This is a genomic window from Pseudoalteromonas sp. GCY, from assembly GCF_016695175.1.
Classification (GTDB): Bacteria; Pseudomonadota; Gammaproteobacteria; order Enterobacterales; family Alteromonadaceae; genus Pseudoalteromonas.
The window spans coordinates 158576-171971 of sequence record NZ_CP068022.1; the positions used below are offsets into that span (position 1 = coordinate 158576).

The following is a 13396-nucleotide window of genomic DNA, read 5'->3' on the forward strand; positions in this document are numbered from 1 at the left end:
GCGAGGTGCGTCATGCTTGATACGTTGTTGTTGTCGCGAATACAATTCGCGGCAAATATTAGTTTTCATATTCTCTTTCCCACGATAACCATCGCATTAGCTTGGTTTCTGGCGTTTTTTAAACTCAAGTATGACCTAACCGAACACCCGGTTTGGTTAAGAGCTTATCGCTTTTGGGTCAAAATTTTTGCATTGACCTTTGCACTTGGTGTTGTAAGTGGCATCACCATGTCGTTCCAGTTTGGTACAAACTGGCCCGGCTTTATGGAGAAAGTTGGCAATATTGCAGGTCCCTTGCTCGGTTATGAAGTACTGACCGCATTTTTTATGGAAGCAACATTTTTAGGGATCATGTTGTTTGGCATGAAGCGCGTACCACCTAAAATACATACTTTAGCCACCTTTATAGTCGCCATAGGTACAACGCTTTCCGCATTTTGGATCCTGTCTTTGAATAGTTGGATGCAAACCCCGACAGGCTTTGAACTTAGGGACGGTATCGTGTATCCAACGGACTGGTTTGAAGTTATTTTCAATCCTTCATTCGGTTATCGTTTCTTCCATATGTTACTGGCCAGTGCACTTACGGCTTCATTTTTGATAGCCGGTGTCAGTGCGTATCGCATGCTGAAAAACGACGAAAAACATGCCCCCAAAAAAGCACTGACCGTTGCATTAACAGTTGCTGCCCTGCTTACACCACTGCAAGCTTTTGTCGGTGATTTACATGGCTTAAATACGCTAAAACATCAACCACAAAAAATTGCGGCAATGGAAGGTGTTTGGGAAACAGAGAAAGGTGCACCACTACTACTATTCGCAATTCCGAATGAAGAAGAAAGACGCAACGACTTTGCGCTTGGTATTCCTAATATGGCAAGTTTTATTCTTACCCACGACGTTAACGGTGAAATTAAAGGGCTTAATGAATTTAGAGGTGAACACCCACCTGTTAAGCCCGTCTTTTTCGGTTTTAGAATTATGGTCGGGATGGGCATGCTGATGATCTTAGTTGCGTTTGTCACTCGTTTTACATTATGGAAAAAGGGCGAGTTACCGAAGTGGCAACTGAAAGCGCTTGTTGCGATGACTTTCTCAGGCTGGGTGGCTACCCTAGCAGGGTGGTATGTCACTGAAATTGGCCGCCAGCCTTATATCGTCAGTGGTATCTTAAGAGTTGAAGATGCAGTTACGACAATTGCCTCAGAGAACGTCTTATTTACACTCGTTGGCTATCTGACGATATACGCAATCTTACTGTACGCCTATATTCGCACTTTGTTCCACACTGCTAGCAAGTCTGTAGAAGTGGAAGAATACGACATGAAGGAATTTGCTGAGGAGGTGACTCGTGTTTAATCCGGAATATCTATCTCTTATCTATGCAGGTTTGATGGCACTCGCAGTGCTTGTTTATGCAATATTAGATGGCTACGACCTTGGCGTTGGCATGATGATCCCGCTGGATGATAAAGAAACCGCGGACACAATGATAGCCTCGATCGGTCCATTTTGGGATGCTAATGAGACTTGGTTAGTCTTGGCTGTAGGCCTTGCATTTATCGCATTTCCTCAAGCCCATAGCATGATCTTGCAGGCGCTCTACATTCCTGTTGTGTTCTTGCTCTTTGGCTTAATTATGCGTGGCGTTGCTTTTGATTTCAGAGCAAAAGCGCGAGTTAAACGCCAAAGGCGGTGGGACAAAGTATTTAAATTTGGGTCGCTACTCACCTCGTTTGCGCAAGGGTATATGCTGGGGCTTTATGTCATAGGCTTTGAAAATACCCCTCTTGCCCATGCATTTGCGGTCTTTAGTGGAATTGGCGTTGTCTGCGCGTATGGCTTGATTGGTTCAGCATGGCTAATTATGAAGTGTGAAGGGCAATTACAGCAAGATGCTATTAGCTGGTGCAAAAAATTTGCGAGAGTAGCCTTTGTTGGGGTGTTGCTCGTTTCTATCATCAACCCAGCGATTAATGAGTGGATCTATGAGCGTTGGTTTGACCTCCCGATGGCCTTAGTCGTATTACCAGCCCCGATTATTTGCTTGTCGCTCTTTGTGATTTTAGAGCTTGTGTTACAGAAACTACCAAAGTCACCAGATAATGGGGCTTGGTTACCGTTCCTAATTTCAGCATTTATCTTTGTGCTTTGCTTCTTCGGCTTAGTTTATAGCTTTTACCCATTTGTAGTGCCGGGCAAGCTAACCATCTTCGAAGCGGTCGCTGACGCATCGGCTCTTACTTTCTTATTATATGGCGTAGTCATTGTGGTGCCGACCTTAATTGCATATACGTTATTTTCGTACCGAGTCTTTTGGGGCAAGGTTCAACCTTTGTCCTACTATTGACACTTGTATACATTAGCCCAACCAAAAGGCAGTGAGTTGGACGCTGCCTTTTTTATTGCAATTAAAAATAGGGTCTTTTCGAAATATCTTTCTGTTTACTTCAAATTTAATGGATGCGTAGCAAGCTACACTCAATAAATACGCATAAAAAAGCCCGTTACTAGAACAGGCTAAATATGATTTTAGCGGCTAAATCTTTGGATAACCGATTCGGTCAGATAAATACCCAACGCTTGAGGCAAAGTAATAAGATCTATTCCAATTCATCAAAGCCTTGTAATTATCATAAGCCAGATACATACGCCCATTGGCGTCATCTGGCATCACTAAAGCTGCTGTGATATTAACTTGTGGCAAGTCAGTGCCGTCCATTCTGCGCAGACCAAGCGCTTGCCACTCCTGTAAGGAACGCTCTGATTTACTCCACTCTTTTAACCATTCGCTGTGCGTTTTAGTACCACGCTTTAAAATGTAACTGGTGTCAAAGCCTTCAGGTAGTTTTACTTGGCGGCCCCAAGTCAGGTCATCGTTCCAGCCCACACTTTTCAGGTAGTTAGCAATAGACGCAAAAGCATCTTCTTGTGTTGTCCAAATGTCCTTGCGACCATCTTTGTTATAGTCGACAGCATAAGCAGTAAATGACGTTGGCATAAACTGAGTTTGCCCCATTGCTCCTGCCCAAGACCCTTTGAAATCATCCAGACCGATGTGACCATCTCTTAAAATATCTAGCGCAGCCCACAACTGTCTTTTATACAAAGCTTCTCGACGACCATCAAAAGCAAGCGTCACTAATGCGCTAATGACTGGATAGCCGCCCTGAATACGACCAAAGTTACTTTCAAGGCCCCACAGGGCAACAATAAACCGTGCCTGTACGCCATATTCTTTTGCTATTTTTTCTAAAGATTCTTGGTGCTCTTTATAAAGTTTGCGAGCCTGTTGGATTTTCCATTCAGGGACTCGCTTTGGTAAATAAGTTTCTAGTGTTTCGACAATTTCTGGCTGAGTTTTATCAGCCTTAATCACCTTTTCTTTAAATACTGCTGTCGCAAAAGCCTCATCAACTAATTGTTGAGCATAGCCCTTTTCAATCGCTTCTTGTTTTAAGTTTTTGAGGTATTCATCAAACTTTGCTTGGGTGTTAGCGAAGACTGATGTGGACAAGCAAACTGAGGCTACTAGTAGGGAAATTTTTTTTATCATGAATCTTTTACTCCGTTTTGCTTTCTAAATTCATCAAGCAAGCTTTCTGAACGCGGTGGAAGTTGCAAGTAAAACCCATCGTCAGTTAATTTTTGCTTAACCGTTTTAAGATCAGCAATTCCCAATTTTGTTCTTCTCGCAAGGTCAATAATCATGACATAGATAGGAGTGCCGAAAGTTTCCAATAGCGGTGCAGGGACATTGGAAAAATCATCTCTTTTAGTTACAAAAAGATAGGTATCCGCTTTTTTTGGACTTTTGTATATGGCGGTGAGCATTATAAGCCTATAAATTCTTGCTAATCATGGGCGGTCACTATACCATGCTATTAGTAAGTTGTGGAAAGTTTTACTACGCGCTAAAGTCAGATAAATAAGGCTTTAGCGGCGGTTGTAACAGAAATTTGAGTACATATGGCAAATCAAACATTCGAACTAAAAGGAAATCTATTTACACTCTCCGTGCTGCAGTTGTTTTCTTTAGATCTAACCAAGTTAAGACAAGATCTTGATAGCAAAATTTCGCAAGCGCCTAAATTTTTTCAAGGTGCACCTATTGTGGTTAATTTAGCTGATGTTCAGGAGCAAACTGTAGAATTCAAAGAGTTAAAGCAAACACTGGTCGATTTACAGCTCAATCCAGTGGGTGTGTGTAGCGGTACTCAAAGTCAGCACGACTTAGCCAAAGAAGCCGGGTTTTCTGTACTAAACTACTCAAGGGATGTGCAACCGAGTACCCCATCGCAATCTCAAGCAGCAGAAGTAGTAGAAAAACAAGTTTATCTTCCTGCTCAAATTGTGAACGGAACGGTACGTAGTGGTCAGCAAATTTATGCTAAAGACCGCGATCTGATCGTGCTAGGTGCTGTAAGTCATGGTGCAGAAGTTATCGCCGATGGTAACGTGCACATTTACGGCACTTTACGTGGTCGTGCAATCGCAGGTGCGCAAGGCCAAGAAGACACTAGTATATTTTGTCAGCGCTTAGAAGCTGAGCTAGTGTCTATAAACGGGAGTTATTGGATCAGTGATTCGCTGCAAGGTGAACACTGGGGTCAAGCTGCTCAAATAACACAACAAGACGAATCATTAAAAATTACAGCTTTGGTCAAAGGATAAATCAGATGGCAAAAATTATTGTCGTAACTTCAGGTAAAGGCGGTGTTGGTAAGACAACGTCAAGTGCAGCAATTGGTACTGGCTTAGCGCTAAAGGGTTATAAAACAGCCATTGTCGATTTTGATATTGGTCTTAGAAACCTCGACTTAATCATGGGATGCGAGCGTCGCGTTGTTTATGATTTTGTCAACGTTATCAATGGTGAAGCAAATCTAAATCAAGCATTGATTAAAGATAAGCGCGTTGAGAAACTTTATATACTTCCTGCCTCTCAGACTCGTGACAAAGACGCCCTCACTCGCGAAGGGGTTGAGCGTGTGTTAAATGAGATGAAAGAAGAATTTGATTTCATCATTTGCGACTCACCAGCTGGCATTGAAGCGGGTGCAATGATGGCATTGTACTTCGCAGATGAAGCAGTGGTAGCGACTAACCCTGAAGTTTCTTCCGTTCGTGACTCAGACCGTATTTTAGGTATTCTACAAAGCAAGTCGAAACGCGCTGAGATGGGCTTAGAGCCGGTTAAGGAGCACCTATTGCTAACACGTTATAACCCAGAGCGTGTGGATAGCGGTGAGATGTTGTCGGTAGACGATGTTAAAGAAATTCTAGCGATTGACTTACTTGGTGTAATACCTGAATCAAAAGCTGTACTTAATGCGTCCAACTCAGGTCAACCGGTTATCTTAGACCAGGAGTCAGATGCAGGCCAAGCATATAGCGATGCAATTAACCGCTTATTAGGTGAAGTCGTTGATTTCCGTTTCTTACAAGTTGAGAAGAAAGGTATCTTCAAACGGATCTTTGGAGGGTAAGGTGTCATTACTAGATTATTTTCGTTCTGAGAAAAAAAATAGCGCATCATTAGCGAAAGAGCGACTGCAAATCATCGTTGCGCACGAACGCTCAAAGCGTGGTACACCTGACTACTTACCACAACTTAAGCAAGACATCCTCGATGTTATTCGCAAATACGTGAAAGTAGATTCGGATGCCGTCAACGTCCAGTTTGAACAAAACGAGGATGATTTAGCAGTATTAGAATTGAACGTTACTCTACCTGATGATGAAAAGTAACGGTTTGAGTAAATGTAATAAGGGCTATTTCTATAGCCCTTATTTATTTCGTTTTGCCCATTCTAATTAAGCTGTCAAGGGGCTTTACATTGCCCTACTCTTTGCTTAATTATCCGAACTTCAGGTCACTTACCCTTATTTAAGGACAAAGTACCTTTGACCCTTTTTGCAGGCTTAACATTCTGCTTTGGACTTGACTTACGTTTGTTGTGACTGTGATTTTGTTCACCATTTCGCGTTTTTGGCTTAGGCTTAACGCTATTTTGCTTGTCGAGTTCAGTTGTTCGATCTTTACTGTTATGCACTCGCCTATCTTGCTTTGGACGACCAACCTCACTAACTTCACTTCTAGGCTTATCTTGCTGTTTTCTCGCACCAGCACCCGCTGATGCTTCTTGCGTTTTACTCGAAGACTCTGTGGCGTGATTAATCGCTCGCATTTCGTTTTCGTTAAGGTGACGCCACTTACCAGAGCTAAGCCCAGTTAGATCGATATTCATTATCCGAATACGTTTAAGGTGTGTTACTTCAAACCCTAGATATTCACACATTCTGCGAATTTGACGATTTAGGCCTTGGGTCAACACAATGGTAAATGACTTAGCCCCGGTTTTACGAACTTTACAAGGTTTTGTCACGGTGCCAAGGATTGGAACACCTGAGGACATACGTTTTACAAAACGCTCATCAATGGGCCTATCGACCACAACTTCATACTCTTTTTCATGGTTATTGCCAGCGCGAAGGATTTTATTGACCATATCGCCTTGGTTAGTCAAGAAAATTAATCCTTCGGATGGGCGGTCTAAGCGACCAATTGGGAAAATACGCTCAGGATAGTTAATTGCACTGACAATATTACTTCTGATTTTACGCTCAGTGGTACAAGTTACACCAACAGGTTTATTATAAGCAATAAATACAGCCTTTGGCTTTGCTTTCAGAGGCTTACCATCAATGATGATAGTGTCAGCATCAGACACTTTAGTGCCCATTTCTGGTAGAATTCCATTTACTTTGACACGGCCTGAGGCGATTAAGTCATCAGCTTCTCGACGACTGCAGAATCCAGTTTCACTGATGTATTTATTGAGGCGCTTTTGCTCTGTCACGATACAACCACTTTGAGTAAAAACCCGTATTGTAATCGCTTCAACCGCTTTACACTACTGCATTTCTACTTTTGCAAACTTTTTCTTAATAGCTCAGGAGAAAAATGATACTGCTCTTTAGGTTTTCCTCTAAGACTCATTGCCTTGTAATCAATAGATTGCCAGTTTTTCGCCGACTTTATCCAGTAGTAGTCAGCTAGATTTTCCTTGGTGATCACACTTAAGTCAAACGCAAGCTCTGTGTTGTCTTTCCAAAAGGGATGACCATAATAATGATCGTACACCGAAATCAACGCCCAAGCCCCCATCATAAAGTGCCCCCCAACAGATGCTTGCATCTCATTATGTTCAATAAGCTCAAAAGTATCCGACAACCAATCAAATCCACCAAACACTATTTGTGAGGTGCTTGATGCAGCTGCGGTGATAGCTCCCATCGCCATCAAATCTGACGCACTCCAAATAAGGTTTGTTTTTGGATAGCGTGTCAATAACTTCTTAGTTTTATCAAAGGCTTGTTCTTTTGACCACCCGGCGTAGACGGTTTGCTGAACCATCACGCCAACTTCATCAAAAAAGCGCTTTGCACCGTTGCTTCTAATATCTGACTCTGTGCCATAGTGACCATTGATAGCAATAGGATAAATTGTCTCATGACCGTTAGTTTTAGCCTGTTGGTATAGTTGCTTTGCCAAATCGTAACCAGCTTGGTCATTATCATGACGCACTTCCCCAAGCCAATACTTATAGTGTTCTTTTGGATTACCTATCGCAAGCCTTTCAGGGCCAGAAATTGTCTCTTCTAAAGTAATATGATTGATCCCATATTTTTCTAAAAGCTTTAGGCTTTCTTCGGCACCACCAGGATAATTAATGAGGATGACATAATCGGGAGTAGCACGATAACTCAAATACTTTTTAAGCTCAGCAAGCTGTATAATTCGGTTTCCTTCTCCATAGATCACATCTAATCCAATATCCAATTGATCCGCTGCCGCTTCTGTAATGCCTTGGACGCGCTGCCAAAATGGTTCACCAGGCACGGACGGATTAACAAACAAGACATTTAACGACTGTTTAGCATCAACACTAAAACACACCATCCATAACACTAACCCAATTAGTACTTTTTTAATCATAGCGGGCTCTTCGTAGCACTAGTACCTTCAATAACTTCTCAAATGGACCTTGCTTAAACAGCTTACAATATACCACCGCAAGGGCTAATTGAATTATAGACGCAATTACAAATGCCGAGAAATAATCCACCCGCTCCCACGTACTGATAGCGTTCGGGTTTATAAAATAAAAATAGCTTACAAACACAATTGACTGAAGAAGATAAAACGAAAGCGCTAGACGCCCAACACATTGAAGACTCCAAAGTTGATGTTTTGAACCTCGCATTGCTGCCTTTATTACGACGACATAAAACAACGCAACGGGTACCGCAAGGATCCAATCTATTCCTTCGAAAAACTCGACGCCTAGCTTACGTTCAAGAACAAAGCCGACAAATGACAAAATAACGGCTATCACGGCAAACAAGTTAATTTTATGAACAGGCTCAGTACGCTCTAAATCAAACATTCCACTTCGATATAAACGCATACCGAGTAGCATTAACCCAGCGGTATACCACAAAGTAATAACCGGAATAAGTAAACTGATAATGATAAAGTAAATGCCATTAAGGGTGAGCAGTTCTAGGTAGTTTGCTGGAATTTGCTGCAAAAATTCGAGGTAAATTTCAGAGCTTCTATTTATTTGTGGTTCTGGATCAATTAACAGCAATAAGCTGATAGCAATAGAAGGGACTAAAATGAATCCTATCGTATAGCGGTTTAACTTTTGGTCGCTCGCATCAATAAATTTCAGGGCAACCAATCCACTCAACGCATAATTGAATAAAATATCTCCTGGCCAAATCAACACGCCGTGTAACACACCAAAGACCATTAGCCATTTTAGCCGATATCTTGCAAAGTTCTGACCATTGGTTTTTGCTACCTGAATGCATAATGCCACTCCAAATAGCATGGCAAATAAGGTTCTGAATCGACCATCAAAGAAAATACTATTAACCATTGCGAAGAACGGATCAAGATAGTGGACGGCTTTGGCTGGTACGTATCCCAACTCAAAATTGGCCATATGTACCATATTCATGGAAAGTAAGCCAAGCAGCGCGAATCCGCGGATCGCATCCATCGCAATAATTCTATTCATCAATATACACGGTTTTTATACATATCAGCCCAGTTTATCGCAGCAGCATGAAAATCGGGAAGGTTTTCGTCTTTATAGTTTAGATAACTGCACGCATCCTGCAGTGTCCACCAGCTTCCAGACTCATAGGCTCTAACGATATTTAAAATATAATATAGCGTGTTCGGTTTACCTATCAAAGCATCATGGAGCTGCTCTGGAAAAGGTAGTTTGTTTACAACCTGCTCCATTGGCCTGTCAAGAATGGCATCAAGCAGAGAAAATAACCCTGTCATAAAGCTCATATTGGCAAGTCCCGGCGAAATTTGCTGTGCGATAAGCTCACAAAATCGCGAACGAACGATAGATAGACGTGTTAATTCTGTCGGTTTTCCCTCGGCTACGTGGGCAGTCATAATTAAGTTTACAAACTTTTTTACACGCTCATTTCCTAAATATACCAAGGCTTGCTTTAAAGATTCGATACGACTTTTGATTGGAAATACGCCGGAATTAATTAGCCTTAGCAGTTTGTACGCAAGCGCAGTGTCTTGAGCAAACAATTCGGCTAATCGCGTAATACTCATATTCGGTTTAAGTGCTTCTTCATAAATGAGCATGACAATCACATAATTGATAGTAATGTCTTTTTGCTCAATCATCTTTGGTTTTGCAAAAAAGTAGCCTTGAAAGAACTGAAATCCCATCTTTTTAGCTTGCTCGAACTCTTCTTCGGTTTCGACTTTTTCCGCAAGTAGTTTGATGTTCTTTCGCTCTTTGATCATGTCAATCACTGGCACTATGGTGTCCAGCGGATTTTCCATGACGTCGAACTTAATCAACCTTACGAGCTTTAAGAAAGGTTCCCATTCTTTTGAGTACTGAAAATCGTCCAACGCGAGTCTAAAGTTGCTGTGAAATAAGCCTCTTATCCGCTCATAATTTTGTTTTGTTGGCGGAATAGTCTCCAATAGTTCCAATATCACATCATTTGCTGGGAGAAACTCACACAGCTCCTGACGTAACGAGTCTGGACCAATATTAATTAGCGCTTTCTTTCCCGAAGTGAGATATCGCATGCCGAGGTTAAGTTGATTATTCATTATCAGCTTGGCTGTCGCTGCATCATCTGCAATATTTGGAAAGCTATTTTTTACACCATCGCGAAACAACAATTCGTATGCAACAACTTGTTTTTTACGATTAAATATGGCTTGGCGGGCCACAAAAACCTTCAAACAAAAACTCCTTCGTACCCAAAGTGAACAATCACACTTTTGGTTTAGCAATTTTTAGATTTTAACCCTTTATGATGATAAAGAAAATCAACCTAAGCTATTAAGAATCAAAATAATAGCTTAAAAGATAATGCAAAATGATAAAAAAGAAAGGCCAAAGCTATCTTTTGATACCTTTGACCTAGTTTTTTGTTTAGCAACTGAGCCAATTGCTAAATACTTAACACAGATAGCGAAAATTTTTTTATCTAAATTTTCGCTATCTATATAATTGTTCGCAGTATTTTTGTGCAACATCAGACCAGTCAAAGCGCTGCATACGAGCTTGCAGCCTGAGTTGTTGATATTTTTCGCTATCGTTCATCAGATCAGCAAGCGCTAATTCAAAAATCGCAATAAACTGACTACCTTGCTCTGCGAGTGTTTCTCCTTCAAAGCAATAGCCGGTTTTATTGTGTTTTACCGTATCAGATAATCCACCCACTTTATGCACGATACAAGGTTGTCCAGCACGCATTGCAAGCATTTGGCTGATACCACAAGGCTCAAAAGAGCTTGGCATTAAAAACAAATCACCTAACGGGTACAATTTTTCGCCGAGTGCTTTACCATAACCATTTAAAAACAAGATATTGCTATGGCGTGCCATTACTTCGGTAAATAGCTGCTCAAGACTTGGGTCACCAGAGCCAACAATCACAATACGTGCTCCTTGGTGCTTGGCTATTTTTGCGATGTCATCGAGCACAATACCTGATTGGGTAGGCTGTCTTAAAATAAGTGCTTTTTGATCGGTGAGACGACCAACACTTGTAATTAGCTTGCCGCTAAAGGCTTCGTCACGCCAAGCGAGTATGCGTTGGTGGGCAATGTAAAACCGAGATAATACTTGGCTTGATTTTGCCATCCATTGAAACACATGCTGCTCAGCAAGCGCCAAATAGTCAGCAAAAGTTAGATTCTCTTCGTCAGCTGACTCATCATACACACAACCGTTTAAAATACCTGCTAACCGTCCTTCATGAGAAGCATACTGCATGTCGCTTTCTAAGCCTTCGCCACCAAAAAAACCAAGCTCTGGATGACTTGGGATCATCACTTCTTTGGCGTAATTAGGAGAAACAACATGCACTTTGTCTGAAAGATTAATAGCCGCTCGCATCGGATTAAAGCAGTGAGGATATTTAGGATCGCAAATACTGAGCCCATCATAGGTGAGTGTCGGAAACCAAGACTCAAGACTGGAAAAGTCATGGTGGAAAGGCCGGATCCCTTGAAGCGCAAGGTTATGCACAGTATAAACCGTCCTTAGCGCCTTTAAGCGTCTAAACCTTGGACTAAACTGACGTAGTACAGCAACGACAGCCGCATGCCAGTCGTGTAGGTGCACAACATCTATCTCTGCTATCAACTCATGTTCAATAAGTTCAGCAACTGCCGCACTAAAAAACGCAAATCGATTTGCATCTGTCGCAAAGGGCTGGTGGGGATCATTACAGTAAATAGCGCCGTGATGCTCACTAAACAATGAGTGCGAAATGACATACTGAGTGACATTGTCACTTTCTTCAACAGACCAAAGAGTCGCCGTTTCTAGGTGTTGACGAAAAGGGACGGCAATATCAGCGACTAAGCTTCGATTTAAAGCAGCTTGGCCATAATCAGGTGTGACCACCGATACTTTAATGCCAAGCTGTGCCAATGCGTAAGGCACGTCGCGTATTACATCTGCGACGCCCCCTACCTTACAATTTGGCAACCGATCGTTTTCGGCTGCCACTAAAATTACATGCATAATACCTCTACATGGGTCATTTATTATTTTTTTCCGCAAGCTCTGCGAGCATATCTCGGGTCACCAATACGATCCCCTTATTCGACACTCTAAAGCCATTCTCTTTGTCTAAGTCAGTATCGTAACCAATTGTCATCCCCTCTGGTATTTGGCAACTGCGGTCAATGATTGCGTTTTTGATTTTGCAGTTACGCCCGATTTTGGCACCTGGTAACACAACGGCTCCCTCAATTTCACAATACGAGTGAACATGCACATTGGAAAACAGCAATGAACGCTTAACCTTAGAACCAGAAATAATACAGCCACCAGATACCGTCGAGTCTACGGCCATACCGCGTCTATCATCATCATCAAATATAAATTTAGCCGGTGGTAACTGTTCCTGATAAGTCCAAATTGGCCAATGAGGATCATAGAGGTCAAGTTGTGGTTCAGGAGAAACCAACTCCATATTTGCTTCCCAGAATGAATCTAGCGTACCTACATCTCGCCAATATGGCTGCCCTTCGTGTGATGGGTCGCAAAACGGATACGCATACACATTATGCTCTTCTATGATGGATGGGATAATATCATGACCAAAGTCACGACCAGACCCTTCTCTCTCCGCATCCTTTTTCAACTGCTCGAATAAAAACTCAGTGTTAAAAACATAGTTCCCCATAGATGCCAGACATACACCTGGTTTTCCTGGGATTGACGTCGGATCTACCGGCTTTTCATCAAAGCGACGCACCCGATTACTTTCATCAACGGTCATAACACCAAACGTTTTTGCTGCTTCTTCACAGGGCACTTCAATACAACATACGGTCATATCTGCACCCGTTTCTACGTGCTTTGCAAGTAAGCCACCATAATCCATTCTGTAGACATGATCACCCGATAGGATCATAACGTACTTGGGAAGCTCATGACGAATAATATCCATATTCTGGAAAACGGCATCTGCTGTGCCGCAATACCACTCATCACCATATCGCTGTGATGCTGGCAGTATCTCTACAGATTCTCCCAGCTCCTTTTTAAAATGTCCCCATGCGCGATTAACATGGCGAATAAGCGAATGCGACTTATACTGCGTGGCAATGCCAACCCGACGGATCCCTGAGTTAATGCAGTTAGACAGTGGGAAATCGATAATTCGATGTTTACCGCCAAAGTAGACAGCAGGTTTTGCTCGCCAATTGGTGAGCTCGTGAAGGCGCGAACCTCTTCCACCCGCAAGTATTAAAGCATATGTTTCTCGAGTGAGGGTACTAATATAACGATTAGCATAATTAGGCATT

At 42.1% G+C, this 13396-nt stretch carries 13 protein-coding genes; 5 read left to right on the forward strand and 8 right to left on the reverse strand.

Features of this window, described 5'->3' with window-relative positions:
* The first annotated feature begins 12 nt into the window (after positions 1-12).
* Both JJQ94_RS00635 and JJQ94_RS00640 read left to right on the forward strand, forming a co-directional pair.
* On the forward strand, positions 13-1359 hold the full coding sequence (locus JJQ94_RS00635) for a cytochrome ubiquinol oxidase subunit I (RefSeq protein ID WP_099028664.1): 1347 nt from the start codon (positions 13-15) through the stop codon (positions 1357-1359).
* The gene (locus JJQ94_RS00640) at positions 1352-2350 is read left to right on the forward strand and encodes a cytochrome d ubiquinol oxidase subunit II (protein WP_010372949.1); all 999 of its coding nucleotides are present in this window, start codon (positions 1352-1354) and stop codon (positions 2348-2350) included. The genes JJQ94_RS00635 and JJQ94_RS00640 overlap by 8 nt, the downstream gene beginning before the upstream one ends.
* A 189-nt stretch (positions 2351-2539) precedes the next feature.
* Here the strand turns inward: JJQ94_RS00640 and JJQ94_RS00645 are convergent, their stop codons facing one another.
* Together JJQ94_RS00645 and JJQ94_RS00650 are read right to left on the reverse strand one after the other, a co-directional pair.
* Complete coding sequence (locus tag JJQ94_RS00645; protein ID WP_099028663.1) at positions 2540-3556, reverse strand: lytic murein transglycosylase; 1017 nt, start codon at positions 3554-3556, stop codon at positions 2540-2542.
* Positions 3553-3834, reverse strand: coding sequence for a YcgL domain-containing protein (locus JJQ94_RS00650; RefSeq protein WP_099028662.1), 282 nt, complete (start codon positions 3832-3834; stop codon positions 3553-3555). The genes JJQ94_RS00645 and JJQ94_RS00650 overlap by 4 nt, the downstream gene beginning before the upstream one ends.
* A 135-nt stretch (positions 3835-3969) precedes the next feature.
* Here JJQ94_RS00650 and minC point away from each other — a divergent pair, with 135 nt between their 5' ends.
* The 3 genes from minC to minE are packed head-to-tail and all read left to right on the forward strand — an operon-like array spanning position 3970 to position 5751.
* Complete coding sequence (gene minC / locus JJQ94_RS00655; RefSeq protein ID WP_010372958.1) at positions 3970-4674, forward strand: septum site-determining protein MinC; 705 nt, start codon at positions 3970-3972, stop codon at positions 4672-4674.
* A 5-nt stretch (positions 4675-4679) separates the two neighbouring features.
* Positions 4680-5489: a septum site-determining protein MinD gene (gene minD / locus JJQ94_RS00660; RefSeq protein ID WP_010372960.1), complete on the forward strand. Its 810-nt coding sequence runs from the start codon at positions 4680-4682 to the stop codon at positions 5487-5489.
* A 1-nt stretch (position 5490) separates the two neighbouring features.
* Entirely contained in the window at positions 5491-5751 is a 261-nt protein-coding gene (minE, locus tag JJQ94_RS00665) for a cell division topological specificity factor MinE (protein WP_010372964.1), read from the forward strand.
* A gap of 125 nt (positions 5752-5876) precedes the next feature.
* Here the strand turns inward: minE and rluF are convergent, their stop codons facing one another.
* The 6 genes from rluF to glgC all read right to left on the reverse strand — a co-directional run bounded on the left by rluF (position 5877) and on the right by glgC (position 13395).
* A complete protein-coding gene (gene rluF / locus JJQ94_RS00670) occupies positions 5877-6863 on the reverse strand; it encodes a 23S rRNA pseudouridine(2604) synthase RluF (RefSeq protein WP_099028661.1) in 987 nt (328 codons plus the stop codon).
* Positions 6864-6928: 65 nt separating this feature from the next.
* Positions 6929-8002 carry an ABC transporter substrate-binding protein gene (locus JJQ94_RS00675; protein ID WP_099028660.1) on the reverse strand — a complete coding sequence of 358 codons (1074 nt, stop codon included), beginning with the start codon at positions 8000-8002 and terminating at the stop codon, positions 6929-6931.
* Positions 7995-9092 (reverse strand): DUF418 domain-containing protein, encoded by a 1098-nt coding sequence (locus JJQ94_RS00680; protein ID WP_236596457.1) that lies wholly within the window; start codon positions 9090-9092, stop codon positions 7995-7997. The genes JJQ94_RS00675 and JJQ94_RS00680 overlap by 8 nt, the downstream gene beginning before the upstream one ends.
* Positions 9092-10309, reverse strand: coding sequence for an EAL and HDOD domain-containing protein (locus tag JJQ94_RS00685; protein WP_099028658.1), 1218 nt, complete (start codon positions 10307-10309; stop codon positions 9092-9094). Before JJQ94_RS00685 ends, JJQ94_RS00680 begins: the two co-directional genes overlap by 1 nt.
* Positions 10310-10568: 259 nt before the next feature.
* Positions 10569-12104, reverse strand: a complete 1536-nt coding sequence (locus JJQ94_RS00690) for a glycogen synthase (protein WP_099028657.1) — start codon at positions 12102-12104, stop codon at positions 10569-10571.
* Between the two features lie 16 nt (positions 12105-12120).
* Positions 12121-13395: a glucose-1-phosphate adenylyltransferase gene (gene glgC, locus JJQ94_RS00695; protein ID WP_010372983.1), complete on the reverse strand. Its 1275-nt coding sequence runs from the start codon at positions 13393-13395 to the stop codon at positions 12121-12123.
* Position 13396 lies beyond the last annotated feature (1 nt).